This window comes from Enterobacter sp. IF2SW-B1 (assembly GCF_001743375.1).
In the GTDB taxonomy this organism is placed as follows: domain Bacteria; phylum Pseudomonadota; class Gammaproteobacteria; order Enterobacterales; family Enterobacteriaceae; genus Enterobacter; species Enterobacter bugandensis.
The window spans coordinates 135931-162176 of record NZ_MJAA01000009.1 but is presented as its reverse complement, the minus strand read 5'-3'; the positions used below and the strand labels follow the sequence as shown (position 1 = coordinate 162176).

At 55.8% G+C, this 26246-nt stretch carries 24 protein-coding genes and 1 riboswitch; of the genes, 15 read left to right on the top strand and 9 right to left on the bottom strand.

Annotated elements, in window-relative coordinates:
* Nucleotides 1-106 precede the first annotated feature (106 nt).
* Nucleotides 107-874 (top strand): DedA family protein, encoded by a 768-nt coding sequence (locus A6013_RS18660; RefSeq protein ID WP_045259445.1) that lies wholly within the window; start codon nucleotides 107-109, stop codon nucleotides 872-874.
* A 43-nt stretch (nucleotides 875-917) separates the two neighbouring features.
* Here A6013_RS18660 and thiQ read toward each other — a convergent pair whose 3' ends face one another.
* The 4 genes from thiQ to sgrR form a co-directional block, all read right to left on the bottom strand.
* The gene (thiQ, locus tag A6013_RS18655; protein WP_069733558.1) at nucleotides 918-1619 is read right to left on the bottom strand and encodes a thiamine ABC transporter ATP-binding protein ThiQ; all 702 of its coding nucleotides are present in this window, start codon (nucleotides 1617-1619) and stop codon (nucleotides 918-920) included.
* Nucleotides 1603-3213: a thiamine/thiamine pyrophosphate ABC transporter permease ThiP gene (thiP, locus tag A6013_RS18650; protein WP_069733557.1), complete on the bottom strand. Its 1611-nt coding sequence runs from the start codon at nucleotides 3211-3213 to the stop codon at nucleotides 1603-1605. Before thiP ends, thiQ begins: the two co-directional genes overlap by 17 nt.
* Nucleotides 3189-4172 (bottom strand): thiamine ABC transporter substrate binding subunit, encoded by a 984-nt coding sequence (gene thiB / locus A6013_RS18645; RefSeq protein WP_069733556.1) that lies wholly within the window; start codon nucleotides 4170-4172, stop codon nucleotides 3189-3191. The genes thiP and thiB overlap by 25 nt, the downstream gene beginning before the upstream one ends.
* Before the next feature lie 31 nt (nucleotides 4173-4203).
* A riboswitch (TPP riboswitch) is annotated at nucleotides 4204-4304 on the bottom strand.
* A 36-nt stretch (nucleotides 4305-4340) separates the two neighbouring features.
* Nucleotides 4341-5996 carry an HTH-type transcriptional regulator SgrR gene (gene sgrR / locus A6013_RS18640; RefSeq protein ID WP_069733555.1) on the bottom strand — a complete coding sequence of 552 codons (1656 nt, stop codon included), beginning with the start codon at nucleotides 5994-5996 and terminating at the stop codon, nucleotides 4341-4343.
* Between the two features lie 88 nt (nucleotides 5997-6084).
* Here sgrR and sgrT point away from each other — a divergent pair, with 88 nt between their 5' ends.
* The 3 genes from sgrT to A6013_RS18625 all read left to right on the top strand — a co-directional run bounded on the left by sgrT (nucleotide 6085) and on the right by A6013_RS18625 (nucleotide 7905).
* On the top strand, nucleotides 6085-6237 hold the full coding sequence (gene sgrT, locus A6013_RS18635; RefSeq protein ID WP_003856388.1) for a glucose uptake inhibitor SgrT: 153 nt from the start codon (nucleotides 6085-6087) through the stop codon (nucleotides 6235-6237).
* A gap of 120 nt (nucleotides 6238-6357) precedes the next feature.
* A complete protein-coding gene (locus A6013_RS18630) occupies nucleotides 6358-7536 on the top strand; it encodes a sugar efflux transporter (protein ID WP_069733554.1) in 1179 nt (392 codons plus the stop codon).
* Nucleotides 7537-7752: 216 nt separating this feature from the next.
* Nucleotides 7753-7905, top strand: coding sequence for a Hok/Gef family protein (locus A6013_RS18625; RefSeq protein ID WP_010427008.1), 153 nt, complete (start codon nucleotides 7753-7755; stop codon nucleotides 7903-7905).
* Nucleotides 7906-7997: 92 nt separating this feature from the next.
* Here the strand turns inward: A6013_RS18625 and leuD are convergent, their stop codons facing one another.
* The 5 genes from leuD to leuL all read right to left on the bottom strand — a co-directional run bounded on the left by leuD (nucleotide 7998) and on the right by leuL (nucleotide 12857).
* Nucleotides 7998-8603 (bottom strand): 3-isopropylmalate dehydratase small subunit, encoded by a 606-nt coding sequence (leuD, locus tag A6013_RS18620; protein WP_028015497.1) that lies wholly within the window; start codon nucleotides 8601-8603, stop codon nucleotides 7998-8000.
* A gap of 10 nt (nucleotides 8604-8613) precedes the next feature.
* Nucleotides 8614-10014, bottom strand: a complete 1401-nt coding sequence (gene leuC / locus A6013_RS18615) for a 3-isopropylmalate dehydratase large subunit (protein WP_028015498.1) — start codon at nucleotides 10012-10014, stop codon at nucleotides 8614-8616.
* Nucleotides 10015-10016: 2 nt separating this feature from the next.
* A complete protein-coding gene (leuB, locus tag A6013_RS18610) occupies nucleotides 10017-11108 on the bottom strand; it encodes a 3-isopropylmalate dehydrogenase (protein ID WP_069733553.1) in 1092 nt (363 codons plus the stop codon).
* Nucleotides 11108-12679 (bottom strand): 2-isopropylmalate synthase, encoded by a 1572-nt coding sequence (leuA, locus tag A6013_RS18605; protein ID WP_028015499.1) that lies wholly within the window; start codon nucleotides 12677-12679, stop codon nucleotides 11108-11110. Before leuA ends, leuB begins: the two co-directional genes overlap by 1 nt.
* Before the next feature lie 91 nt (nucleotides 12680-12770).
* On the bottom strand, nucleotides 12771-12857 hold the full coding sequence (leuL, locus tag A6013_RS27895; RefSeq protein ID WP_071993742.1) for a leu operon leader peptide: 87 nt from the start codon (nucleotides 12855-12857) through the stop codon (nucleotides 12771-12773).
* A gap of 608 nt (nucleotides 12858-13465) precedes the next feature.
* Between leuL and leuO the strand changes: the two genes are divergently transcribed.
* The 11 genes from leuO (at nucleotide 13466) to mraY (ending at nucleotide 26246) form a co-directional block, all read left to right on the top strand.
* Entirely contained in the window at nucleotides 13466-14410 is a 945-nt protein-coding gene (gene leuO, locus A6013_RS18600; protein ID WP_041911249.1) for a transcriptional regulator LeuO, read from the top strand.
* 380 nt (nucleotides 14411-14790) lie between these two features.
* On the top strand, nucleotides 14791-16515 hold the full coding sequence (ilvI, locus tag A6013_RS18595; protein ID WP_069733552.1) for an acetolactate synthase 3 large subunit: 1725 nt from the start codon (nucleotides 14791-14793) through the stop codon (nucleotides 16513-16515).
* A 1-nt stretch (nucleotide 16516) separates the two neighbouring features.
* Nucleotides 16517-17008 carry an acetolactate synthase small subunit gene (gene ilvN, locus A6013_RS18590; RefSeq protein ID WP_045259452.1) on the top strand — a complete coding sequence of 164 codons (492 nt, stop codon included), beginning with the start codon at nucleotides 16517-16519 and terminating at the stop codon, nucleotides 17006-17008.
* A 179-nt stretch (nucleotides 17009-17187) separates the two neighbouring features.
* On the top strand, nucleotides 17188-18195 hold the full coding sequence (cra, locus tag A6013_RS18585) for a catabolite repressor/activator (RefSeq protein WP_014168621.1): 1008 nt from the start codon (nucleotides 17188-17190) through the stop codon (nucleotides 18193-18195).
* Between the two features lie 599 nt (nucleotides 18196-18794).
* Nucleotides 18795-19253 (top strand): division/cell wall cluster transcriptional repressor MraZ, encoded by a 459-nt coding sequence (gene mraZ / locus A6013_RS18580; protein WP_014882537.1) that lies wholly within the window; start codon nucleotides 18795-18797, stop codon nucleotides 19251-19253.
* A 2-nt stretch (nucleotides 19254-19255) separates the two neighbouring features.
* Nucleotides 19256-20197, top strand: coding sequence for a 16S rRNA (cytosine(1402)-N(4))-methyltransferase RsmH (gene rsmH / locus A6013_RS18575; protein WP_014882538.1), 942 nt, complete (start codon nucleotides 19256-19258; stop codon nucleotides 20195-20197).
* Nucleotides 20194-20559, top strand: coding sequence for a cell division protein FtsL (gene ftsL, locus A6013_RS18570; RefSeq protein WP_006173860.1), 366 nt, complete (start codon nucleotides 20194-20196; stop codon nucleotides 20557-20559). Before rsmH ends, ftsL begins: the two co-directional genes overlap by 4 nt.
* Before the next feature lie 15 nt (nucleotides 20560-20574).
* On the top strand, nucleotides 20575-22341 hold the full coding sequence (locus tag A6013_RS18565; RefSeq protein ID WP_028015504.1) for a peptidoglycan glycosyltransferase FtsI: 1767 nt from the start codon (nucleotides 20575-20577) through the stop codon (nucleotides 22339-22341).
* Nucleotides 22328-23815, top strand: a complete 1488-nt coding sequence (murE, locus tag A6013_RS18560; protein ID WP_069733551.1) for a UDP-N-acetylmuramoyl-L-alanyl-D-glutamate--2,6-diaminopimelate ligase — start codon at nucleotides 22328-22330, stop codon at nucleotides 23813-23815. Before A6013_RS18565 ends, murE begins: the two co-directional genes overlap by 14 nt.
* Complete coding sequence (gene murF, locus A6013_RS18555; protein WP_048960680.1) at nucleotides 23812-25170, top strand: UDP-N-acetylmuramoyl-tripeptide--D-alanyl-D-alanine ligase; 1359 nt, start codon at nucleotides 23812-23814, stop codon at nucleotides 25168-25170. The genes murE and murF overlap by 4 nt, the downstream gene beginning before the upstream one ends.
* Nucleotides 25164-26246, top strand: a complete 1083-nt coding sequence (gene mraY / locus A6013_RS18550) for a phospho-N-acetylmuramoyl-pentapeptide-transferase (protein ID WP_008501985.1) — start codon at nucleotides 25164-25166, stop codon at nucleotides 26244-26246. The genes murF and mraY overlap by 7 nt, the downstream gene beginning before the upstream one ends.

Here is a 26246-nt window from a genome sequence, read left to right as displayed (position 1 = left end):
CAGGTGAACTTCAGGAGCATCCTGTAAACTATTCAGACAATTGATGCCTTGACGCGGTGCGGGGCGCTAAGCAGAATCGCTGATTCGTTTTCTGACCGGAATAGTTATGCAGGCATTGCTGGAACACTTTATTACCCAGTCCGTTATGTACTCGCTCATCGCCGTGGCGCTGGTGGCGTTTCTGGAATCGCTGGCGCTGGTTGGGCTGATCCTGCCTGGCACCGTGATGATGGCGGGGCTTGGGGCGCTGATCGGCAGCGGTGAGGTCAATTTCTGGCAGGCGTGGCTGGCCGGGATTATCGGCTGCCTGCTGGGGGACTGGATCTCCTTCTGGCTGGGCTGGCGCTTTAAGAAGCCGCTGCACCGCTGGTCGTTCATGAAAAAGAACAAAGCGCTGCTGGATAAAACCGAACATGCGCTGCACCAGCACAGCATGTTCACCATTCTGGTAGGCCGCTTTGTCGGGCCAACGCGTCCGCTGGTGCCGATGGTGGCGGGGATGCTGGATCTGCCCGTCGCAAAATTCGTGGTGCCGAACATTATCGGCTGCGTATTCTGGCCGCCGTTTTACTTCCTGCCGGGGATCCTCGCGGGTGCGGCCATTGATATCCCTGACGGTATGCAAAGCGGTGAGTTCAAGTGGCTGCTGCTGGGAACGGCGGTACTGCTGTGGCTGGCGGCCTGGCTCTGCTGGCGGCTATGGCGCAGCGCGAAAGCCAGCGTCGATCGCCTGACGCGCTATCTCCCGCGCGCGCGCCTGCTCTGGCTGGCCCCGCTGACGCTGGGCGTGGCGGTGGTGGCGCTGGTCGCGCTGATTCGTCACCCGCTGATGCCGGTGTACGGCGAGATCCTGCTGAAGGTGGTGAGCCGTTAAGGTGTTTTCCCTCTCCCCGTGGGAGAGGGCCAGGGTGAGGGCGTCAGACCGCACGAATGCCTAACAATGAAGACGCCTCCGCGTTACCACTCAGAAGTTCTTGTGTTTCTCCATCCCACAAAATCCGTCCCTCCGCGATCACTACCGATCGCGGCGCAATGCGTGCGGCATCTTCAATGCTGTGCGAAACCATCAGCATCGTGATCTGCTGGCGCTGGCAAACCTCTTCCACCAGCGAGAGCATCTCCTGGCGCAGGGCCGGGTCGAGTGCCGAGAAGGGTTCGTCGAGCAGCAGCAGCGGCTGCTCGCGCACCAGACAACGTGCCAGCGCCACGCGCTGACGCTGGCCGCCGGAAAGCTCACCGGGCAGTCTGGAAATCAACGCGGACAGGCCCATTTGTTCGGCAATTGCCTCCAGCTTCTGACGCTGCGCAGCATTGAGTTTTAACCCCGGATCGATTCCCAGCGCGATGTTCTGCCACACCGTAAGGTGATTAAACAGATTGTTTTCCTGAAACAGCATCGACACCGGGCGCTTAGACGGCGGAGCGTAGGTATACTCGCCATTATCTATGAATATCGACCCGCTGACAGGCTGCAAAAAACCGGCAATCAAATTTAGCAGGGTACTTTTACCGGCCCCGCTTGGGCCAAGCACCGCAATTCGCTCTCCCTGACGAACGGAGAGGGTAAAACGCATCGGCAGATGCTGGTAAAGCCATGTTACATCAGTCAGTTTTAACATCACGCCCCGGGATTTTTTCGATAACGGTAAATAACGCAAAGCACAGCACCAGCAGTAAAAGTGCCGTGACCGCGCCGTCCTGGCTGCGATAGGAGCCAATTTGCTGATAAAGCCAGAACGGCAGCGTGCGGAAATCCTCGTTGCCAAAGAGGGCCACCACGCCAAAATCCCCAATCGACAGCACGCAGGCGAAGGCCATCGCCTGGGCGAGCGGCCGCTTCAGGGCGCGTAGTTCGACCACTTTCAGCCGCCGCCAGCCCATAATGCCAAGGGACTGGCACAGGGCGCTGTACCGGCTGTTAACATCCCGCATCGGGTTTTCCAGCACCTTCAGCGCGTACGGTATGGCCATTAAGGCGTTGGTAAAAATGACGATGCCGTCGGCGCTTTCCGGCAGGCCGATGGTGCTGTTAAACAGTAAAAAGAAGCCGGTCGCCAGCACAATGCCCGGCATCGCCAGGATCAGCATGCCCGTCAGTTCCAGCGCGTGTCCGGCTTTACGGGCATGTCGCGCGTACAGCTCGCGGCTGCTCCAGAGCAGCATCATGGTCAGCGTCACGCAGATTAGCCCGGCTGCCAGCGCGATACGCAATGAGGTCCATGTGGCTTGCCACAGGACCGGCTGTTGAAGTACCGATACCACATTCCTGTTGAGGCCATCGGCGATCACGGCCAGCAGCGGCGGCAGCAGAAGCAGGAGCGCCAGCGCGATCAGCATCACGTCCGAGATGCGGCTGTGCAGGCTGTCCTGCGGATCGCGCCAGCCGGAAAGGTTATTGCTTCCTGCGGGGATCGCTTTGCTCAGCCGCTGGCTGAGTAACACCAGCGCCAGGCAGCACACCATCTGTACGATCGCCAGCAACGCGGCGCGGCCCGGATCGTAGTCGTAGCTTAATGCCTGATAGATCGCCAGCTCAATGGTGGTGGCCTGCGGGCCGCCGCCGAGAGAAAGCACGGTCGCAAAGCTGGCGAAACAGAGCATAAAGATCAGCGCGGCCACCGGGGCAATCTGGCGTCGCAGCCACGGCCATTCGACAAAGCGGAAGAATGACCATCCGCGCATGCCGAGCTGGGCCGCAATCTGGCGCTGCTCGCCGGGTATGTTCTCCAGCGCCTGCAAAAAGAGGCGCGTCGCCATCGGCATATTGAAGAAAATGTGTGCCAGCAGGATGCCCTTCAGCCCGTAGGGAGAGAAGGTCCATTCCAGGCCTAAAGACGCGAAGAGCGAGGCCAGCCAGCCCTGGCGACCGTATACGCTCAGAATGCCAAAAACGGCCACCAGCACGGGCAGGATCAGCGTCATGGCGCACAGGCGCAGCAGGGCCAGCCTGCCGGGGAAACGTCTGCGATAGAGGGCACGCGCAAGAAAAATGGCCGGGATGACTGACAGCAGCGCGGAGAGAAACGCCTGCCAGAAGGAGAAACGGATAACGTGCCAGAGATAGCTATCGTGCCAGAGCGCGAGCAGATCGCTCTCTGGCGCGTTAAACCACAGCGCCAGAAACGCTCCCAGACTGACGACCACCATCAGTATGGCGGCAATCAGTCCGGGAACTAACCAGCCGGGGATCAGCGGCTGACGGCGCGTTGCCATTCGCTTATCCATGCGGCACGCTGAGCGGCAACCTGCTGCGGCGTAAATTCCAGCGCGGTCTGCGGTTTGTTCAGCTGCTCAAAGCCTGCCGGCAGCGCCGCGTCGGTAACCGGGTACATCCAGTTGCCCGTCGGAATGGCGTTCTGGAATGCCGGGGAGACCATAAATTTCAGGAATTTTTCGGCCAGTTCCGGCTGCTTACTGGCAGCGGTCCGCGCCGCCACTTCCACCTGGAGATAATGCCCTTCGGCAAAGTTCGCGGCGGCGTAGTTGTCTTTCTTCTCGGCAATAATATGATAGGCCGGAGAGGTGGTGTAGCTCAGCACCAGATCGCTTTCGCCTTTCAGGAACAGGCCGTAGGCTTCGCTCCAGCCTTTAGTGACCGTAACGGTTTTCGCAGCCAGCTTTTGCCAGGCCTCCGGCGTTTTGTCGCCGTAGACTTTCTGCATCCACAGCAGCAGCCCCAGGCCCGGCGTGCTGGTGCGCGGATCTTCGTATATCACGCGCCATTTCTGGTCGCTTTCGACCAGCTCTTTCAGGCTCTTCGGCGGGTTCTTCAGCTTGTTTTTATCGTAGACGAACGCAAAGTAGCCGTAATCGAAGGGAACGAAGGTGTCGTTTTTCCAGCCGCCCGGCACGTTGACGGTATCTGCCGCTACGCCGCTTTTGGCAAACAGTCTGGTTTGCGTGGCGGCTTCCAGCAGGTTGTTATCCAGCCCGAGCACCACGTCGGCCTTGCTGTTTTTGCCTTCCATGCGCAGGCGGTTAAGCAGCGACACGCCATCTTCCAGCGCCACGAACTTCAGCTCGCAGTTGCAGTCGGCTTCAAAGGCTTTTTTAACCACCGGGCCGGGGCCCCAGTCGGCGGAGAAGGAGTCGTAGGTATAGACCGTCAGAACAGGCTTAGCAAAAACAGGCAGCGCAACCAGCGCCAGCAGAGGAAGAACGTTTTTTAACACTTTGCACCTCAGGGTTGAGTGGCAAAGGATTTTGAGAAACAGCCTCAAATCCCTTCGCCGGCGTTATCCGGATCAGGTTCGACGGGTATTATCTCAGCGCACATCTGTGATGCAGCACCCCGTTGAGAACGGCGCTATTGTAATGATTTGGTGAATATTACGAAAGCGTTATGGCTCCGGCGGCGCAAACCAGGCGGATTTAAAATCAAACCAGCCCAGGGTATTCATCCGCAGGCCGCGCATGCTGCGCTGTCCCTGGATCAGTAGCCAGTGGTGGATCAACGGTACGATGGTCTGCCCGGCCAGGAGCTCCTGGCACCACGCGGCCAGATCCATCTCTCCTGCCCGCCACTTCGCGGCGTCCTGCTGCCAGTCCCGGCTGATGCAGTGCTGAATGAGAGGCACTTCATACAGGTGTGAAAATAGCGAGAAATCCAGCGGCAGCGTAAAGTTGGCGCTGTTGAGCCAGATATCGCTGACCACATCCCCGCGGTGCCACTCATCATAGTCCACTTCCTGTATCGCCAGCGTCACGCCCTCGGTTGCCAGCAGCTTACTCATGATCCTTGCGATAAACCGATGCTCAATGTGATCGCGATAGTAGCTGAGGGTGATGGTCTCCAGCCCGGCAGGTTTCTCGCTACGGACCGGCTGTGCATGATGCCAGCGCGGAAGCAGGCCATAGGCCGGAAACCACCAGGTCTGGTATTGCTCTTCAGCGTGATAAATCAGGTTAGCCGGGGCCAGAATATGGCTGATCCACTTGCGGACATCGTGGTTTGCTCCGCGGTGGCTGCGGCTGTCAAAAAGAAGATAGTAGCAGCCCTCCTCCAGGCGACTCTCGAACGCCTTTTCGCTGGTTGTGGGCCCCTCCAGGGTGAGGCCTGCGCTCAGTTCTTCGTTGAGGTCCGGTAACACCCAGACGTTCACTTCGTCGATCAGCGCCCGATAGCCAAAATAGTCATCAAAGGCGCGGATCTTCAACTGATTGCTGTTATTGCGCGTAACGGAGTAGGGGCCTGTACCGATCGGCTGGCTGGAAAAATTGTTCAGGGATCGCCACTCGGCAGGCAGGATCATCGAGGGCACGTAGCCCAGCAGCCACGGAAGCCATCTGTCCGGCTGGGACAGCTCAATATCCAGCGTCCAGGCCGTTGGGGAGTGGATCCGCGTGATATGCGAATAGAGCGGCAGCGTGCGGGCGCGCTCTAAAGAAGCGATGACGTCACGCATCTCCAGCTCGCGGCCATGGTGGAAGTGAATGCCCGGGCGTAAAAAGAAACGCCAGTGCAGGGGGGAAAGCTGCTGCCAGTGGTGCGCGATATCCGCTTCCAGTTCCCCGTTTTCCTCATTTATTTTCGTCAGACCGCTGAATATCTGCCGGGCCATGTGGGTTTCAGAACGTCGTAATGCCGTGCCGGGCAGCAGATTTTTCATTGGGCGGTAGTAAAGCACCCGCAGAATGTGGCGTCCCTGACGAAAGCTGCGTCCCAGGTGTGAGACTAGCATCTGGCGCACGGCGGCCTTGTCACCCACCAGCTGGACCAGCTGATCGATGCGGTCCTGCTCCAGCAGATCCTCCGCCCGCTGCTGCTGCAGCGCCAGGCCGGTATACAGGAAGGTCAAGCGTGAGCGCTTGCCGCGTCCCGCCTCGGCCTCCCAGCTTAGCCAGCCCTGCTGCTGCATAGTGTTGAGTAACGTGCGCATATGGCGGCGTGAGCAGTTGAGGAGTTCTGCCAGCTCGTTAAGCGTGGTCTCCTGCGATTGACCCTCGCAGCACTGCCACAGGCGAATGAATTGTTGTTGCAGTCGACCGGATGGCATAAAAGAGGAACTCCTGACAAAAAATCAGCAATTTATTAATCCCTATATTAAGCCAATAATGCTTCCTGATGAAGTGAGGAGGTAAATTATGAAGAGGTCTACCGCACGTCAGTTTTATCAGCACTATTTTTCAGCGACAAAGGGAGTGTCCTGGCTGGCCCGCCAGTGCGCAGAGCAGCGGCTGAGAATCCTGGAAGATCTGATGCAGTGGGACGTTACGAAACCGACCTCTTCTCGCTAACTCGCCTCGATCATGTGTGACTGAGTATTGGTGTTTATCACCCGCCAGCAAAATGTTTTTGCTGGCTTTTTTCGTTTATTCTTTCACCCAATTTCGATTCGCTTTCACAAGGACTTGCGCATGCTGTGGTTGATGACGATGGGGCGCCGCCTGAATGGCGTGTACGCTGCTTTTATGCTGGTGGCCTTCATGATGGGCGTGGCCGGTGCGCTACAGGCACCGACGCTGAGCCTGTTTCTCAGCCGCGAGGTGGGGGCGCAGCCGTTTTGGGTGGGCCTGTTTTATACCGTTAACGCGATTGCCGGGATCCTCGTTAGCCTGGGGCTGGCGAAACGATCCGACAGCCAGGGCGATCGCCGCAGGCTGATCCTCTTTTGCTGCGCCATGGCCGTGGGCAACGCGCTGCTTTTTGCCTTTAACCGTCATTACCTGACGCTCATCACCTGCGGCGTGCTGCTGGCCTCTCTGGCGAACACCGCCATGCCGCAGCTCTTCGCGCTGGCCCGTGAATACGCCGACAGCTCGGCGCGAGAGGTAGTGATGTTCAGCTCGGTGATGCGCGCACAGCTCTCGCTGGCGTGGGTCATCGGCCCGCCGCTGGCCTTCATGTTGGCGCTGAACTATGGCTTTACGGTCATGTTTTCTATCGCGGCAGGCATTTTTATTATCAGCCTGGCTCTGATTGCCTTTGCGCTGCCGTCTGTCGCCCGGGTTGAGCAGACGACGGATAAGCCCATCACTCAGGTGAGCGGCTGGCAGGATAAAAACGTGCGGATGCTGTTTATCGCCTCCACGCTGATGTGGACCTGCAACACCATATACATTATTGATATGCCGCTGTGGATCAGCAGCGATCTAGGCCTACCGGACAAGCTTGCGGGGATCTTAATGGGGACCGCCGCCGGGTTGGAAATTCCGGCGATGATTCTGGCGGGGTATTACGTTAAGCGCTTCGGAAAGCGTCGAATGATGATCGTTGCCGTGGCGGCTGGGGTGCTGTTCTACGCGGGGCTGCTCCTTTTCCATTCGCGTGAAGCGTTGCTGGCGCTGCAGCTGTTTAATGCCGTGTTTATTGGCATCGTTGCCGGGATCGGCATGCTCTGGTTCCAGGATCTCATGCCCGGCCGCGCCGGCTCTGCGACTACGCTTTTTACCAACAGTATTTCGACGGGCGTTATTCTGGCGGGAGTGATTCAGGGCGCGCTGGCGCAAAGTTATGGTCATGCCTCGGTTTACTGGATGATTGCGGCGATTTCGGTGGTAACGCTTGGGCTGACCTGCCGGGTCAAGGATGTTTGATTCTGGAAGGCGGCTTCACGAAATGAAACGATTTTCTGACAGATACAGAGAAGGCGCATAGAGTGCGTGACGGGTGCTTGAGGCTGTTTGCCTCAGGCTTTCGCAAGAGGCAAACAGTGGAGAGTCCCACATCAAAAAACTGATGGGGAGACAAACTTCACAACGATCATTGCGAGGTTAGTCTCTTCATTGCCGAAAAGCAATAAGGAGGCTGGAATGCCAAAACGTACTCTGCTGTTAGGTTTGTTTCTGATCTGTACGACGCTATTGATCTTCACCTGGATGGTGCGTGATTCGCTGTGTGAGTTGCACTTCAGACAGGAGAAAACAGAGCTGGCGGCAGTGTTGGCTTACGAAGCGAAACGTTAGCGGTATTGGCGGGGGAAGTGTCCCCGCCTCTCCAGAGTGGTTGAGCCTCAACGCACCCTTATCAATGGCCCGCGCCCTGCGGGCCATTGCCTTTAGCCCATAAACGCAGGCTGTTTTTTCTCGTACGCTGAGATGGCGTCCTCGTGCTGGAGCGTCAGGCCAATGCTGTCCAGACCGTTCAACATGCAGTGGCGACGGAAGGCATCAATGCTGAAGCTGTAGGTCTTATCCCCGGCTTTCACCACTTCCGCTTCCAGATCCACCTCAAACGCCATCCCCGGATTTGCCTTAACCAGCGCGAACAGTTCATCGACCTGCTCGTCGCTCAGCGTCACCGGCAGCAACTGGTTGTTGAAGCTGTTGCCGTAGAAGATATCCGCGAAGCTCGGGGCGATAACCACCTTAAAGCCGTAGTCGGTCAGCGCCCAGGGCGCGTGTTCACGCGACGATCCGCAGCCAAAGTTTTCCCGCGCCAGCAGAATCGACGCGCCTTTGTATTCCGGAAAGTTCAGGACGAACTCCGGGTTGGGCACTTCGCCTTTATCGTCCAGAAAACGCCAGTCGTTGAACAGGTGTGCGCCAAAACCGGTGCGGGTCACTTTCTGCAAAAACTGCTTCGGAATGATCGCGTCCGTATCGACGTTAGCGGCGTCCAGCGGGACAACACGGCCCGTATGTTGGGTAAATTTCTCTGCCATGATTGTCTCCTTATTTCAGGCTGCGAATATCGGCGAAATGGCCGGTGACTGCCGCAGCGGCGGCCATTGCCGGGCTGACCAGGTGGGTGCGTCCACCCCGGCCCTGACGGCCTTCAAAATTACGGTTGCTGGTGGAGGCGCAGCGCTCGCCCGGATTCAGACGGTCGTTGTTCATCGCCAGACACATTGAGCAGCCCGGCAGACGCCATTCGAAGCCTGCTTCGATAAAGATCTTATCCAGTCCTTCCGCTTCCGCCTGGGCTTTCACCGGACCGGAGCCTGGAACCACCAGCGCCTGCACGCCCGGCGCCACTTTGCGACCTTTGGCAATCTCTGCCGCCGCGCGTAAATCCTCGATACGGGAGTTGGTGCAGGAGCCGATGAACACCTTATCAATGTTCACGTCGGTCAGCGGTACGCCGGGTTTCAGCCCCATATAGGCCAGCGCTTTTTCCGCGCTGGCGCGTTCGACCGGATCGGCGAAGGAAGCCGGGTCAGGAATGCTGTCGTTGACGGAGATGACCTGGCCAGGATTGGTACCCCAGGTGACTTGCGGCGCAATCTCTTCCGCCTGCAGCGTGACAACGGTATCAAAGGTGGCACCGTCGTCAGTTTTCAGGGTTTTCCAGTACGCGACCGCGTCGTCAAAATCCTGACCTTTCGGCGCGTGCAGACGGCCTTTCACATAGTTGAAGGTGGTTTCGTCCGGTGCGACCAGGCCTGCTTTAGCACCCATCTCAATCGCCATGTTGCACAGGGTCATGCGACCTTCCATGCTCAGCGCCTGAATGGCTTCACCGCAGAATTCCACCACGTGACCGGTACCGCCTGCGCTGCCGGTTTTGCCGATAATCGCCAGCACGATATCTTTCGCGGTGATACCCGGCGCGGCTTTGCCCTTCACCTCAATCTTCATGGTTTTGGCGCGGCCCTGTTTCAGAGTCTGCGTCGCCAGAACGTGCTCAACCTCCGATGTGCCGATGCCGAACGCCAGCGCGCCAAACGCGCCGTGGGTCGCGGTATGGGAGTCGCCGCAGACGATGGTCATGCCCGGCAGCGTAATACCCTGCTCAGGTCCCATCACGTGGACGATGCCCTGATACGGGTGGTTCAGATCGTACAGCTCCACGCCAAATTCGTTGCAGTTCTTGATCAGCTCCTGCATCTGGATGCGCGCCATCTCGCCGGAAGCATTAATGTCTTTGGTCTGGGTGGAGACGTTGTGATCCATCGTGGCAAAGGTTTTACCCGGCTGGCGCACCGGACGCTTGTGCGCGCGCAGGCCGTCGAAGGCCTGTGGAGAGGTCACTTCGTGCACCAGGTGGCGGTCAATGTACAGCAGCGGGGTTTCGTTTGGCGCCTCGTAGACAACGTGCGCATCAAACAATTTTTCATATAACGTCTTGGCCATGATTACACCCCTTCAGCGACATAGCGGGCAATGATGTCGCCCATTTCATCAGTACTGACTGCTGCCGTGCCGCGCGCTAAGTCACCGGTACGGACGCCTTCTTCTAACGCCCGATTAATGGCGTTTTCAATTGCGGTTGCTGCGTCGCCTGCATCGAGGCTGTAGCGCAGCAGCAGAGCCAGAGAGAGGATCTGCGCAATCGGGTTCGCAATGTTCTTGCCTGCGATATCCGGCGCGGAACCGCCCGCCGGTTCGTACAGGCCAAAGCTTTCTTCATTCAGGCTGGCGGATGGCAGCATGCCCATAGAGCCGGTGATCATCGCGCACTCGTCAGACAAAATATCGCCGAACAGGTTGGAGCAGAGCAGCACGTCAAACTGGGACGGATCCTTAATCAGCTGCATGGTCGCGTTGTCGATGTACATATGCGACAGCTCAACGTCCGGGTACTGCTTAGCGACTTCACTGACGATCTCGCGCCACAAAATGGACGACTGCAGCACGTTCGCTTTATCAATGGAGGTCACCTTATGGCGGCGCTTGCGTGCAGATTCAAAGGCGATATGGGCGATACGTTCAATTTCGAAACGGTGGTACACCTCGGTATCAAACGCTTTCTCATGCTGACCGCTGCCTTCGCGACCTTTTGGCTGACCGAAGTAGATCCCGCCCGTCAGCTCACGCACGCACAGGATGTCGAAACCGTTGGCCGCGATATCCGCGCGCAGCGGACAAAACTCTTCCAGCCCCTGATACAGCTTAGCCGGACGCAGGTTACTGAACAGCTTAAAATGTTTACGCAGCGGCAGGAGCGCGCCGCGCTCTGGCTGCTCTGCCGGCGGCAGGTGTTCCCATTTTGGGCCACCGACGGAGCCAAACAGCACGGCATCGGCATTTTCGCAGCCTTCAACGGTGGCTTTCGGCAATGGCGTTCCGTGGTTATCAATCGCAATACCGCCCACGTCGTAGTGGCTGGTGGTAATTTTCATCGCAAAACGCGAGCGAACGGCTTCCAGTACTTTCAGCGCCTGTGCCATCACTTCCGGACCAATACCGTCACCCGGCAACACAGCAATATGGTAGTTCTTCGACATTACACGGTTTCCTTGTTGTTCTCTTTATTCTGAGCTTTGCGTTGCAACTCTTTTTCGACTTCAGCGGCGCGCCAGATGTTGTTCAGGACGTGCACCATCGCTTTCGCGGAGGATTCGACAATATCCGTCGCCAGGCCCACACCGTGGAAACGGCGGCCATTATAGTTGACGACGATATCCACCTGACCCAGCGCGTCTTTACCGTGCCCTTTCGCCGTCAGGTCGTATTTCACCAGCTCTACGTCGTACTCGGTAACGCGGTTGATCGCCTGATAGATGGCATCCACAGGGCCGTTACCGTTGGCGGCTTCCGCTTTGATTTCATCACCGCAGGCCAGCTTGACCGAGGCGGTAGCGATGTCGCTGGAGCCGGACTGCACGTTGAAGTAGTCCAGACGGAAGTGCTCTGGCTCTTCCTGCTGCTTGTTGATGAAGGCCAGCGCTTCCAGGTCGTAATCGAATACCTGGCCTTTCTTGTCGGCCAGCTTCAGGAACGCGTCGTACAGCTGATCCATGTTGTAATCGCTGTCCTGATAGCCCATCTCTTCCATCCGGTGTTTCACTGCCGCACGACCGGAACGGGAGGTCAGGTTCAGCTGAACCTGGTTCAGGCCGATGGATTCCGGAGTCATGATTTCGTAGTTTTCACGGTTTTTCAGCACGCCGTCCTGGTGAATACCGGAGGAGTGGGCGAAAGCGCCGGTTCCAACAATCGCCTTGTTAGCCGGGATCGGCATGTTGCAAATCTGGCTGACGGTCTGACTGGTGCGCCAGATTTCATTGTGATTGATGCGGGTGTGCACGTTCATGATGTCTTTGCGCACCTTGATCGCCATGATCACTTCTTCCAGTGAACAGTTGCCCGCGCGTTCACCGATACCGTTCATTGCACCTTCTACCTGACGTGCACCGGCGTGCACCGCAGCGATGGCATTGCCTACGGCCAGGCCCAAATCATCATGGGTATGTACTGAGATGATTGCTTTATCAATGTTAGGTACGCGCTCATACAGGCCGGTAATGATGTTGGAGAACTCAAACGGCATGGTATAGCCGACGGTGTCCGGGATGTTGATGGTTTTAGCGCCCGCGTTGATGGCGGCTTCGACTACGCGCGCCAGGTCTTCAATCGGCGTACGGCCCGCATCTTCACAGGAGAATTCAACGTCATCGGTGTAGTTGCGTGCGCGCTTAACCATGTATACCGCGCGTTCAATGACCTCATCCAGCGTGCTGCGCAACTTGGTTGCGATGTGCATTGGTGAGGTTGCAATAAAGGTATGAATACGGAAGGCTTCGGCCACCTTCAGCGACTCAGCCGCAACGTCGATGTCTTTCTCTACGCAGCGCGCCAGACCGCACACGCGGCTGTTTTTAATGGTGCGGGCGATAGTCTGTACGGATTCAAAATCACCCGGAGAGGAGACGGGGAAACCGACCTCCATCACGTCGACGCCCATACGCTCGAGAGCCAGCGCAATCTGCAGTTTTTCTTTTACACTCAGGCTTGCCTGTAATGCCTGTTCACCGTCACGTAAAGTAGTATCGAAAATAATGACTTGCTGGCTCATGGGTTAGGTCCTTGTCAGTCTTAGGGCGCCTTGCTACGAGCATAAAAAAACCCGCGCAGTGGCGCGGGTTTTTAGTCTTACTGGTGACGATTCAACGCTGAATTTCGCCCGCCAGTCTACCGCGCACAGTGGATGCGTTTAGTAGTAGTAGACCGATGAAACGAATGGTGCGTGTCATGAATCGTGCTCCGTTAAATTCAATATGCTTTTAGTGGTACTGGATACCGCTGTGCATGTCAACCCCTGATGGTAAAAACGGCCCCAGAAGGCTAAACAGAGAGGGTGTGTTGTTTAGCTTATTGTGCTGGGTTTTTGATTTTTAACTTAACTAATTGTCTATTTTTGGACTTAAAAAACATTTGCAGAAACGAATAAACATAACGGGTATTTTTCAGGTGACGCAGTCCTCACAAATGCTTTCTCTTTAAACCGTTTTACTATCATCGAGTTATCTTTTTTGAGAGAACTTTTTCTCCCTTCAAATAGAATCATTGATAACAGATTGTTAACTTAATTCTGCTCAATGTCGATAACAGTTTAATTATACTTAAGTCATCCTTAACTGGATGGTTATTGTATATTGATTTGGTTTATGGTTTCATTCAAACACTAAAGTTAAGCATATCCTTTGTGCCGTTTTGTATTATAGCATTATTAGATAATCTTTATATATTCCGATTTTTAAACAATTTTCTTTCGCTGGTCGTATCTGCATGGTAAATCATATTTTTCGAAATTATTACAGTGCGTTGGCGAAGGGAGTGTAGCGTGACAGTGGAGTCAGAAGTGCCAGAAAATAATATTAAACAACCACAGATTACTGATGGAATTAAACCACAGTTACGCACGGTGGATCTTAATCTACTGACGGTGTTTGATGCTGTCATGCAGGAGCAGAATATCACGCGTGCGGCACAAGCCCTGGGGATGTCACAGCCTGCCGTAAGTAATGCCGTTGCCAGGCTTAAGGTTATGTTCAACGACGAATTGTTTGTTCGTTATGGAAGAGGCATCCAGCCTACAGCGCGGGCTTTCCAGCTTTTCGGCTCCATCCGCCAGGCGCTGCAGCTGGTGCAAAATGAGCTGCCGGGCTCTGGCTTTGAACCCTTAAGCAGTGAGCGAGTATTCCATCTCTGCGTCTGCAGTCCATTAGATAATTATCTGACGTCAATTATTTATAATAAAGTTGAAGAGATCGCACCTAATATTAATCTCGTCTTTAAATCGTCCTTAAATCAAAACACCGAACACCAGTTACGTTACCAGGAAATCGAATTCGTCCTGGGTTATGAAGAATTCCGCCGTCCTGAATTTTCCTGTGTACCGCTGTTTAAAGATGAAATGGTGCTGGTTGCCAGCAAAAAACATCCACGACTGAATGCGCCGTTACGAGAAAGTGACGTTTATAGCGAACAGCATGCCGTTGTTGCGCTCGACAGATATGCCTCCTTTAGCCTGCCCTGGTACGACACTGCGGAGAAACAGGCGAGCGTGGCTTATCAGGGGATGGCCATGGTCAGCGTGTTAAACGTCGTTTCCCAGACGCAGCTGGTGGCAATTGCCCCACGCTGGCTGGCAGAAGAGTTCTCTGGCGCGTTAAATCTGCAAATTTTGCCTCTGCCGCTCAAGCTAAATAGCCGCACCTGCTATCTCTCCTGGCATGAAGCTGCTGGACGGGATAAAGGACATCAGTGGATGGAAGAGCTACTTATTAGCATCTGCCGTCGGTAATCGAGTCAGGATAAATTGCATCTTTGCATGTGATTTATCCTGGTTTTGTTTCTTTTATTAATATTTTGTTCTGTTGCGTATTTTATCTGGCGCCTGCCAGGCCCGTAAAAATAGATGATTTTCTACATCGCCGCGCTTTTCAGCGATGATTTATCATCTCATCCCCTAATTTCAGATGAATTAACCATATCCTCTGACAATGTCTGTTTTTTCTGCTTTCACGGCCTCTTCTCTCTCCTGGTTTGCGAATTGCCTGCCTCATAACGAGCGGTTAAGGTAAGTATCACTCTGCAAAATAGAAGACGGGTTCATCCCGATCGCAAGACGGTGCGGAAATGAATTCGGCGGTCCGTCTATAACAAAATGCCTGGAGGCAAAGCATGGAGATGTTGTCTGGCGCGGAAATGGTCGTCCGGTCGCTGATCGATCAGGGCGTAAAGCAAGTGTTCGGCTATCCTGGCGGCGCGGTCCTCGATATTTATGACGCACTGCATACGGTAGGGGGTATTGACCATGTGCTGGTACGCCATGAGCAGGCGGCGGTACATATGGCCGATGGCCTGGCGCGTGCGACGGGTGAAGTGGGCGTGGTCCTGGTCACGTCGGGGCCCGGTGCGACAAACGCCATTACCGGCATTGCGACCGCGTACATGGACTCTATTCCACTGGTGATCCTTTCCGGACAGGTCGCGACATCACTGATTGGCTATGATGCGTTTCAGGAGTGCGACATGGTCGGGATTTCGCGTCCCGTCGTGAAGCACAGCTTCCTGGTCAAGCAAACCGAAGACATTCCTGGCATTCTGAAGAAGGCGTTCTGGCTGGCGGCAAGCGGGCGCCCGGGGCCGGTGGTGGTCGATCTCCCTAAAGATATCCTGAACCCGGCAAACAAGCTGCCTTATGTCTGGCCGGAATCGGTGAGCATGCGCTCTTACAACCCAACAACGCAGGGCCACAAAGGTCAGATCAAACGCGCGCTGCAAACGCTGCTGGCCGCTAAAAAACCGGTGGTCTATGTCGGTGGCGGGGCCGTCAATTCAGCGAGTGAGGCACAGCTTCGTGAACTGGTTGAAAAGCTCAATCTTCCTGTTGCGTCATCGCTGATGGGACTCGGAGCGTTTCCCGCCACCCACCGTCAGGCGCTCGGCATGTTGGGTATGCACGGTACCTATGAAGCCAACATGACGATGCATCATTCTGACGTCATCTTTGCCGTCGGCGTGCGTTTTGACGATCGTACGACCAACAACCTGGCGAAGTATTGCCCGAACGCCACCGTGCTGCACATTGATATCGATCCGACGTCAATTTCAAAAACGGTGTCGGCTGATGTACCTATCGTCGGCGACGCGCGACAGGTCCTTGAACAAATGCTGGATCTGCTGGCGCTGGAAAACACAGCGCAACCGCTAGATGAAATCCGTGACTGGTGGCAGCAAATTGAGCAATGGCGCGCGCGGCAGTGTCTGAAATATGACACCCAAAGCGAGCATATTAAGCCGCAGGCGGTCATCGAAACGGTATGGCGACTGACGAAAGGCGACGCGTATGTGACCTCTGACGTGGGCCAGCATCAAATGTTTGCCGCCCTCTATTATCCGTTTGATAAACCGCGTCACTGGATCAACTCGGGAGGTTTAGGCACGATGGGCTTTGGCCTGCCTGCCGCGCTGGGCGTGAAGCTGGCGCTGCCAAATGAAACCGTCGTCTGCGTGACCGGAGACGGCAGTATTCAGATGAACATTCAGGAACTTTCCACCGCGCTGCAATATGAGCTGCCGGTACTGGTGCTCAACCTTAATAACGGCTATCTCGGTATGGTGAAGCAGTGGCAGGATATGATCTACTCGGGCCGCCACTCTCAGTCATATATGAAATCGCTGCCGGATTTTGTTCGTCTTGCTGAAGCTTACGGTCATATAGGGATGCGGGTGACCGATCCGGCTGAACTGGAAACGAAGCTCGCCGAAGCGCTTGAGCACGTTAAAAACAACCGCCTCGTCTTTATGGATGTCATCGTTGATGGAACCGAGCACGTTTATCCGATGCATATTCGCGGCGGCGGTATGGACGAGATGTGGTTAAGCAAAACGGAGAGAACCTGATATGCGCCGGATATTATCGGTATTACTGGAAAACGAGTCTGGCGCACTGTCGCGCGTCATTGGGCTTTTTGCGCAGCGTGGCTATAACATTGAAAGCCTGACCGTGGCGCCAACGGACGATCCGACGCTGTCGCGTATGACGATTCAGACCGTTGGCGATGCCAAGGTAATTGAGCAGATCGAGAAACAGCTGCATAAGCTGGTCGATGTGCTGCGCGTAAGCGAGCTAGGGCAGGGCGCTTACGTTGAGCGTGAGGTCATGCTGGTAAAAATACAGGCCAGCGGTTACGGGCGCGAAGAGGTCAAACGCAATGCGGATATCTTCCGCGGGCAGATCATCGACGTCACGCCTTCTCTTTATACGGTTCAACTGGTCGGAACCAGTGACAAGCTGGACGCTTTCCTGGCATCCGTGCGGGATGTAGCAAAAATTGTTGAGGTGGCAAGATCGGGGATCGTTGGTCTGTCACGCGGCGAGAAAATCATGCGGTAGTTGTTAAAAAGGTTCGCCTCTTTCAGCCCGGTCACCAAAGCCGGGCTTTTTTTTGCGTAATCAGCCGACAACGCAGATAAAAGCGGTTGCCGCGAAGGCTTTTCTGCGTTTAGATGTTAAAAGATTTAACCATAACCTTGACAGGGCCATGGACTCTTTTCTTTTTTTAAGGGGCAATTGTGAAACTGGATGAAATCGCCCGGCTAGCCGGCGTGTCACGAACAACGGCCAGCTATGTGATTAACGGCAAAGCAAAGCAGTACCGCGTCAGCGATAAGACCGTTGAAAAAGTTATGGCGGTGGTTCGTGAGCATAACTACCATCCGAATGCTGTCGCTGCCGGTCTGCGTGCCGGGCGCACCCGCTCTATTGGTCTGGTGATCCCGGATCTGGAAAACACCAGCTATACCCGTATCGCCAACTATCTCGAACGTCAGGCCCGCCAGCGCGGTTACCAGCTGCTGATAGCCTGTTCTGAAGACCAGCCCGATAACGAGATGCGCTGCATTGAACATCTGCTCCAGCGTCAGGTCGATGCCATCATCGTCTCGACCTCCTTACCGCCGGAGCATCCGTTTTACCAGCGCTGGGCGAACGATCCGTTCCCCATCGTGGCGCTGGACCGCGCGCTCGATCGTGAGCATTTCACAAGCGTAGTGGGTGCCGATCAGGATGACGCGGAAATGCTGGCCGCTGAGTTGAGAACCTTCCCCGCTGAAACGGTGCTGTATCTTGGCGCGCTGCCCGAGCTTTCCGTAAGCTTCCTGCGTGAGCAAGGGTTCAGAACCGCCTGGAAAGACGATCCGCGTGAAGTCCACTATCTCTATGCCAACAGCTATGAACGCGAAGCCGCTGCGCAGCTGTTCGAAAAATGGCTGGAGACGCACCCGATGCCCCAGGCGCTGTTCACCACGTCATTTGCCCTTCTGCAGGGGGTAATGGATGTCACCTTGCGTCGTGAAGGCAAGCTTCCCTCTGACCTGGCGATCGCCACGTTTGGGGATAACGAGCTTCTCGATTTCCTTCAGTGCCCGGTGCTGGCGGTGGCCCAGCGTCACCGAGATGTAGCGGAACGCGTCCTGGAGATTGTTCTGGCGAGCCTGGATGAGCCGCGCAAACCGAAGCCGGGTCTGACGCGTATCAAACGTAATCTCTATCATCGCGGAATTTTGAGTCGCCATAAATGAAATGACGGGGCGGCGAAAAACCGCCCCTTTTTACTGGAATAATTCGCCGAGTTAATTCCCGCAGTGAAATTAGGATAATTCTTGGGAGATCCTAATCTACTATTTTTCTTAATTCATTTTGCCGTTTAAAATGGTCCTTAAAGAATCATGAAGCGATTTTTAAAAGCCTCTCTTTGTATTACTTTGTTACAAACCCTCTTCGGTCGATGAATATTCAGACGTTTTTCCTTCCCCTCGACAGGCCAGCAACGCAACCGCCGCTTCCACCGACCGATTGAGTGAATCTGGCGCTGTTATCCCCTGACAATCTGTCATAAAATGCTGCCCGCGTCGCAAACTGACACTTTATATTTATCTGCGATGATATTGAGTGAGCCTTAACGCTAGTGTGCATATTCGGTTTTTTTCTTACAAATATTCATAACGTTAATTTGCCTCGCCAGTTGTGCAGTTATTAACCAGGACTGTTTATCTCTGTAAATAGAGGGCTTTCGGGTCTCTACAGGGAGAGTCCTGGCTTGACAAGCTTTTCCCTCGCTCCGTAAACTCCTTTAGGTGGGAATTTGTGGGTTAAAGTGGTGAGGAGGGGTGAGACTGGCATGTTCCGTGGAGCTACGTTAGTCAATCTCGACAGCAAAGGGCGTTTATCGGTCCCAACCCGATACCGCGACCAGCTGATTGAGAATGCTTCGGGTCAAATGGTTTGCACCATTGACATCAACTCCCCCTGCCTGTTGCTTTACCCCTTACCTGAATGGGAAATCATTGAGCAAAAGCTGTCGCGACTGTCGAGCATGAACCCGCAAGAGCGCCGCGTGCAGCGGCTGTTATTGGGACATGCCAGTGAGTGTCAGATGGATAGCGCCGGGCGATTACTGATTGCGCCCGTGCTGCGGCAACATGCCGGTCTGACCAAAGAAGTGATGCTGGTCGGGCAGTTCAACAAGTTTGAACTGTGGGACGAAACGACCTGGTATCAACAGGTCAAGGAAGATATCGACGCTGAGCAGTCTGATTCCGCAACTTTATCGGAACGGCTGCAGGACTTGTCTCTATAAATATGATGGAAAATTATAAACATAAAACGGTGTTACTGGACGAGGCCGTGAACGGCCTGAATATTCGTCCGGATGGCATCTACATTGATGGCACGTTTGGTCGCGGTGGTCACTCGCGTTTGATCCTCTCCCAGCTTGGAGAGGAAGGGCGACTGCTGGCAATCGATCGCGATCCGCAGGCGATTGCCGTGGCACAGACCATCAATGACCCACGCTTTTCCATCGTGCATGGACCTTTTTCTGCGCTCGCGGATTACGTGGCCGAGCGCGGTCTCACGGGCAAGATCGACGGGATTCTTCTCGATCTTGGCGTATCTTCACCCCAGCTTGATGATGCAGAACGCGGCTTCTCCTTTATGCGCGACGGTCCGCTGGACATGCGTATGGACCCGACGCGCGGCCAGTCTGCCGCCGAATGGCTGCAGACCGCTGACGAAGCAGATATTGCCTGGGTGATCAAAACCTTCGGCGAAGAACGTTTTGGCAAGCGCATTGCGCGCGCCATCGTTGAGCGCAACCGCGTTGAGCCAATGACCCGCACCAAAGAGCTGGCCGAAGTGATCGCGGCGGCGACGCCGGTGAAGGATAAGCACAAACATCCCGCGACCCGTACCTTCCAGGCGGTTCGCATCTGGGTAAACAGTGAACTGGAGGAAATAGAGCTGGCGCTAAAAAGCTCGCTCGACGTGCTGGCCCCGGGTGGGCGGTTATCCATCATCAGCTTCCATTCGCTGGAAGACCGCATTGTAAAACGCTTCATGCGTGAACAGAGCCGCGGTCCTCAGGTTCCAGCGGGGCTGCCGATGACGGAAGAACAACTCAGGAAGCTGGGGGGCCGTCAGTTGCGAGCATTAGGCAAGTTGATGCCGGGCGAAGAAGAGGTGGCAGAGAATCCACGTGCCCGTAGTTCAGTGCTGCGAGTTGCAGAGAGGACGAACGCATGATCGGCAGAGTGACAGAAACCCTAAGCAAAGTTAAGGGATCGTTAGGAAGCAACGAGCGCCATGCCTTGCCTGGCGTGATCGGCGACGATCTTTTGCGATTCGGGAAACTGCCACTCTGCCTGTTCATTTGCATCATTGTTACGGCAGTTACGGTGGTGACCACAGCTCACCATACACGTTTATTGACTGCGCAACGCGAGCAGCTGGTGCTGGAACGCGATGCGCTGGATATTGAATGGCGAAATCTGATCCTTGAAGAAAACGCGCTCGGCGATCACAGCCGAGTTGAACGGATCGCAACGGAAAAGCTGCAACTGCAGCATGTTGATCCTTCCCAGGAAAATATCGTAGTACAAAAATAAGGGAACACGCGACGCATGAAAGCAGCGGCAAAAACGCTTAAACCAAAACGTCAGGAAGAACAGGCCAACTTCATCAGTTGGCGTTTTGCGTTGCTTTGCGGCTGCATTTTACTGGCGCTGGGTTTCCTGCTGGGACGCGTGGCGTGGTTGCAAATCATCGCCCCTGACATGCTGGTACGCCAGGGAGATATGCGCTCCCTTCGCGTTCAGGAAGTGTCGACTTCTCGCGGAATGATCACTGACCGTTCAGGTCGCCCGCTGGCGGTGAGCGTGCCGGTGAAAGCGATTTGGGCCGACCCGAAAGAGCTGCACGACGCCGGTGGCATCACGCTTGATAACCGCTGGAAAGCGCTTTCAGATGCGCTCAAAATGCCGCTGGATCAGCTAGCCTCCCGCGTCAACGCGAACCCGAAAGGGCGTTTTATCTATCTGGCGCGCCAGGTTAACCCTGACATGGCGGACTACATTCGAAAACTGAAGCTGCCGGGCATTCATCTGCGCGAAGAATCCCGTCGTTACTATCCGTCCGGCGAAGTAACCGCTCACCTCATCGGCTTCACCAACGTCGACAGCCAGGGGATTGAAGGCGTTGAAAAAAGCTTCGATAAGTGGCTCACCGGCCAGCCTGGCGAGCGAATTGTGCGTAAGGACCGCTACGGGCGCGTCATTGAAGATATCTCCTCTACGGACAGCCAGGCGGCGCACAACCTGGCTCTGAGTATCGACGAGCGCCTGCAGGCGCTGGTCTACCGCGAGCTGAACAACGCCGTGGCGTTTAACAAGGCAGAATCCGGCAGCGCCGTGCTGGTGGATGTCAGCACCGGAGAAGTGCTGGCCATGGCCAACAGTCCTTCCTACAACCCGAACAACTTTACCGGCACCGCAAAAGATGCGATGCGTAACCGGGCGATTACCGACGTGTTCGAACCCGGCTCCACGGTGAAACCGATGGTGGTGATGACGGCGCTTCAGCGCGGTATCGTCAATGAAAACACGGTCCTGAACACGATCCCTTACCGTATTAACGGCCACGAGATTAAAGACGTGGCGCGCTACAGCGAATTGACCCTGACCGGGGTGTTACAGAAGTCGAGTAACGTCGGTGTTTCAAAGCTGGCGTTAGCGATGCCGTCCTCAGCGTTAGTAGAGACTTACTCACGTTTTGGACTTGGAAAGGCGACCAATTTGGGGTTGGTCGGAGAACGCAGTGGCTTATATCCTCAAAAACAACGGTGGTCTGACATAGAGAGGGCCACCTTCTCTTTCGGCTACGGGCTAATGGTAACCCCGTTACAGTTAGCGCGAGTCTACGCAACGATTGGCAGCTACGGCGTCTATCGCCCGCTGTCCATCACCAAAGTTGATCCACCGGTTCCGGGCGAGCGTATCTTCCCGGAATCCATCGTTCGTACCGTTGTGCACATGATGGAAAGCGTGGCGCTGCCGGGCGGCGGCGGCGTGAAGGCGGCCATCAAAGGTTATCGCATCGCCATTAAAACCGGTACGGCGAAAAAGGTGGGGCCAGACGGCCGCTACATCAACAAATACATTGCCTATACCGCAGGCGTTGCGCCTGCAAGCAATCCGCGTTTTGCGCTGGTGGTCGTGATTAACGATCCACAGGCGGGTAAATACTACGGCGGCGCCGTTTCCGCGCCTGTGTTTGGCGCCATCATGGGCGGCGTGTTACGCACCATGAACGTTGAACCAGATGCGCTGGCGACGGGCGAAAAAAGTGAATTTGTAATTAATCAAGGCGAGGGTACAGGTGGCAGATCGTAATTTGCGCGACCTTCTCGCTCCGTGGGTGCCAAATGCACCGGAGCGAGCACTGCGAGAGATGGTACTGGACAGCCGCGTTGCTGCTTCTGGCGATCTTTTTGTGGCGGTGGTTGGTCATCAGGCGGACGGGCGTCGTTATATCCCGCAGGCGATTGCGCAAGGTGTGGCTGCCATTATTGCTGAGGCTAAAGACGAGGCAACCGACGGTGAGATCCGTGAAATGCACGGGGTGCCGGTTATCTATCTCAGCCAGTTGAATGAGCGTCTCTCTGCACTGGCGGGACGTTTTTATCACGAACCTTCCGACCAACTGCGTCTGGTTGGCGTGACGGGCACGAACGGAAAAACCACCACCACGCAGCTGATGGCGCAGTGGGCTCAGCTGCTGGGTGAAACCGGCGCGGTGATGGGGACCGTGGGTAACGGCCTGCTGGGCAAAGTGAGCCCGACGGAAAACACCACCGGTTCTGCGGTTGATGTACAGCACGTGCTTGCCGGTCTGGCAGGGCAAGGGGCAACCTTTGCCGCGATGGAAGTTTCTTCGCACGGCCTGGTACAGCACCGCGTCGCGGCACTGAAGTTTGCTGCTTCAGTGTTCACCAACCTGAGCCGCGATCACCTTGATTATCATGGTGATATGGAACACTACGAAGCCGCCAAATGGCTGCTGTTCTCTACTCACCATTACGGCCAGGCCATTATCAACGCCGACGACGAAGTGGGCCGCCGCTGGCTTGCGAAGCTGCCAGACGCGGTAGCGGTGTCGATGGAAGACCATATCAATCCGAACTGCCACGGCCGCTGGCTGAAGGCCGTTGACGTTAACTATCACGACAGTGGCGCGACGATCCGCTTTGCCTCTTCCCGGGGTGAAGGTGAAATTGAAAGCCGCCTGATGGGGGCGTTCAACGTCAGCAACCTGCTGCTGGCGCTGGCAACGCTGCTGGCGCTGGGTTATCCGATGGCGGAACTGCTGAAAACGTCAGCGCGTCTCCAGCCGGTTTGCGGCCGTATGGAAGTGTTTAGCGCGCCGGGCAAACCGACCGTGGTTGTCGATTATGCCCACACGCCGGATGCGCTGGAAAAAGCGCTGGAAGCGGCACGCCTGCACTGCACCGGTAAACTCTGGTGCGTCTTCGGCTGCGGTGGCGATCGCGACAAAGGTAAACGTCCCCTGATGGGTGCCATTGCGGAGCAGTTCGCGGACATTCCTGTGGTCACCGATGACAATCCGCGTACCGAAGAGCCGCGCGCCATCATCAACGACATTCTGGCGGGTATGCTGGACGCCGGTCGCGCCCGTGTGGTGGAAGGCCGCGCGGAAGCCGTGACAAACACCATCATGCAGGCAAAAGAAAATGATGTCGTTCTGCTGGCCGGTAAAGGTCATGAAGACTATCAGATTGTTGGCAATCGTCGTCTGGACTACTCCGACCGCGTAACGGCAGCGCGTCTGCTGGGAGTCGTCGCATGATTAGCATCACCTTAAGCCAGGCCGCTGCGGTACTGCACGGCGAGCTGCTGGGCCAGGATCTGACTATTGACGCGGTCACCACCGACACCCGTAAAGTGACCGCGGGCTGTCTTTTTGTAGCGCTGAAAGGCGAACGTTTTGACGCGCATGATTTTGCCGGACAGGCCAAAGAAAACGGGGCTGGCGCGCTGCTGGTCAGCCGCAGGCTGGATATCGATTTACCGCAGATAGTGGTGAGCGATACGCGTCTCGCGTTCGGTGAACTGGCCGCCTGGGTTCGTCAGCAGGTGCCTGCTCGCGTTGTCGCGCTGACCGGGTCATCGGGCAAAACGTCAGTGAAAGAGATGACGGCGGCCATCCTCAGCCAGTGCGGTAATACGCTTTATACCGCAGGCAACCTCAATAATGACATCGGCGTGCCGATGACATTACTTCGCCTGACCAAAGAGCATGAGTTTGCGGTGATCGAGTTAGGGGCAAACCACCAGGGCGAAATCGCCTGGACCGTGAGCCTGACTCGCCCGGAAGCGGCGCTGGTGAATAACCTTGCAGCAGCGCATCTGGAAGGCTTTGGCTCGCTGGAAGGCGTGGCGAAAGCGAAAGGCGAAATCTACACCGGTCTGCCTGCTGACGGCATTGCCATTCTCAATGCCGACAACAACGACTGGCTGAACTGGCAGAGCATCATTGGCTCGCGTAAAACCTGGCGCTTCTCGCCGAACGCGGCCAACAGTGACTTTACCGCGACCAATATCCATGTGACGTCGCACGGTACGGAATTCACGCTTGCTACCCCAACGGGTGACGTAGACGTGCTGTTACCGCTGCCGGGACGCCATAACATCGCCAATGCGCTGGCGGCAGCGGCCTTGTCGACGGCGGTGGGAGCGTCACACGAGGCGATTAAAACCGGGCTGGCGAATTTGAAAGCCGTGCCGGGACGCCTGTACCCGATCCCGCTTGCAGAAAACAAATTACTGCTGGATGACTCCTACAACGCGAACGTCGGCTCAATGACGGCGGCGGTGCAGGTGCTATCTGAAATGCCGGGCTACCGCGTCATGGTGGTTGGCGACATGGCGGAGCTGGGCGATGAAAGCGAAGCCTGTCATACCCAGGTGGGTGAAGCGGCGAAAGCGGCGGGACTGGACTGCGTGCTGAGCGCAGGAAAACTGAGCCAGGCGATTAGCCATGCCAGCGGCGTTGGCGAACATTTTGCCGACAAAGCCGCGTTGATTGAGCGCCTTAAGGCATTAATTACAGAAAAACAAATTGTGACAGTGTTAGTGAAAGGTTCACGTAGTGCCGCCATGGAAGAGGTTGTGCACGCATTACAGGAGAACGGGACATGTTAGTTTGGCTGGCCGAACATTTGGTCAAATATTATTCAGGCTTTAACGTCTTTTCATATCTGACGTTTCGCGCCATCGTCAGCCTGCTGACTGCGCTGTTCATCTCGTTGTGGATGGGCCCGCGCATGATTGCCCGTCTGCAAAAACTCTCTTTCGGCCAGGTCGTACGTAACGACGGTCCGGAGTCGCACTTCAGCAAGCGCGGTACGCCGACGATGGGCGGGATCATGATCCTGACCGCGATCGTCGTTTCCGTACTGCTGTGGGCCTATCCGTCTAACCCGTACGTCTGGTGCGTGCTGACCGTACTGGTGGGCTACGGCATTATCGGGTTTGTGGATGATTACCGTAAAGTCGTCCGCAAAGACACGAAGGGCCTGATTGCCCGCTGGAAGTATTTCTGGATGTCAGTGATTGCGCTGGGCGTTGCCTTCGCGCTGTATCTGGCAGGAAAAGATACGCCCGCCACCGAACTGGTGGTGCCGTTCTTTAAAGACGTGATGCCGCAGTTGGGGCTGTTCTACATCCTGCTGGCCTACTTTGTAATTGTTGGTACCGGTAACGCCGTTAACCTGACCGATGGCCTGGATGGTCTGGCGATTATGCCAACCGTCTTCGTGGCTGCTGGTTTTGCGCTGGTGGCGTGGGCGACCGGTAACATGAACTTTGCGAACTACCTGCACATCCCTTATCTGCGTCACGCGGGTGAGCTGGTGATCGTCTGTACGGCGATAGTCGGCGCGGGGCTGGGCTTCCTCTGGTTCAACACTTATCCGGCGCAGGTCTTTATGGGTGACGTCGGTTCTCTGGCTTTGGGCGGTGCGCTCGGCATTATCGCCGTGCTGCTGCGTCAGGAGTTCCTGCTGGTGATCATGGGCGGCGTGTTTGTGGTTGAAACCCTGTCGGTGATTTTGCAGGTCGGCTCCTTCAAGCTGCGCGGTCAGCGCATCTTCCGTATGGCGCCGATCCACCACCACTATGAACTGAAAGGCTGGCCGGAGCCGCGCGTGATTGTGCGCTTCTGGATTATTTCGCTGATGCTGGTGCTGATTGGCCTGGCAACGCTGAAGGTACGTTAA

Bases quoted from the DNA above. Each gene is read 5' to 3' on its own strand.
- sgrR (WP_069733555.1), bottom strand. From the start codon at position 5,996: ATGCCATCCGGTCGACTGCAACAACAATTCATTCGCCTGTGGCAGTGC.
- thiQ (WP_069733558.1), bottom strand. From the start codon at position 1,619: ATGTTAAAACTGACTGATGTAACATGGCTTTACCAGCATCTGCCGATG.
- A6013_RS18565 (WP_028015504.1), top strand. From the start codon at position 20,575: ATGAAAGCAGCGGCAAAAACGCTTAAACCAAAACGTCAGGAAGAACAG.
- murF (WP_048960680.1), top strand. From the start codon at position 23,812: ATGATTAGCATCACCTTAAGCCAGGCCGCTGCGGTACTGCACGGCGAG.
- leuL (WP_071993742.1), bottom strand. From the start codon at position 12,857: ATGACACGCACCATTCGTTTCATCGGTCTACTACTACTAAACGCATCC.
- mraY (WP_008501985.1), top strand. From the start codon at position 25,164: ATGTTAGTTTGGCTGGCCGAACATTTGGTCAAATATTATTCAGGCTTT.
- A6013_RS18630 (WP_069733554.1), top strand. From the start codon at position 6,358: ATGCTGTGGTTGATGACGATGGGGCGCCGCCTGAATGGCGTGTACGCT.
- leuD (WP_028015497.1), bottom strand. From the start codon at position 8,603: ATGGCAGAGAAATTTACCCAACATACGGGCCGTGTTGTCCCGCTGGAC.
- rsmH (WP_014882538.1), top strand. From the start codon at position 19,256: ATGATGGAAAATTATAAACATAAAACGGTGTTACTGGACGAGGCCGTG.
- A6013_RS18625 (WP_010427008.1), top strand. From the start codon at position 7,753: ATGCCAAAACGTACTCTGCTGTTAGGTTTGTTTCTGATCTGTACGACG.
- sgrT (WP_003856388.1), top strand. From the start codon at position 6,085: ATGAAGAGGTCTACCGCACGTCAGTTTTATCAGCACTATTTTTCAGCG.
- mraZ (WP_014882537.1), top strand. From the start codon at position 18,795: ATGTTCCGTGGAGCTACGTTAGTCAATCTCGACAGCAAAGGGCGTTTA.
- ilvN (WP_045259452.1), top strand. From the start codon at position 16,517: ATGCGCCGGATATTATCGGTATTACTGGAAAACGAGTCTGGCGCACTG.
- leuA (WP_028015499.1), bottom strand. From the start codon at position 12,679: ATGAGCCAGCAAGTCATTATTTTCGATACTACTTTACGTGACGGTGAA.
- leuB (WP_069733553.1), bottom strand. From the start codon at position 11,108: ATGTCGAAGAACTACCATATTGCTGTGTTGCCGGGTGACGGTATTGGT.
- A6013_RS18660 (WP_045259445.1), top strand. From the start codon at position 107: ATGCAGGCATTGCTGGAACACTTTATTACCCAGTCCGTTATGTACTCG.
- leuC (WP_028015498.1), bottom strand. From the start codon at position 10,014: ATGGCCAAGACGTTATATGAAAAATTGTTTGATGCGCACGTTGTCTAC.
- thiP (WP_069733557.1), bottom strand. From the start codon at position 3,213: ATGGCAACGCGCCGTCAGCCGCTGATCCCCGGCTGGTTAGTTCCCGGA.
- ftsL (WP_006173860.1), top strand. From the start codon at position 20,194: ATGATCGGCAGAGTGACAGAAACCCTAAGCAAAGTTAAGGGATCGTTA.
- ilvI (WP_069733552.1), top strand. From the start codon at position 14,791: ATGGAGATGTTGTCTGGCGCGGAAATGGTCGTCCGGTCGCTGATCGAT.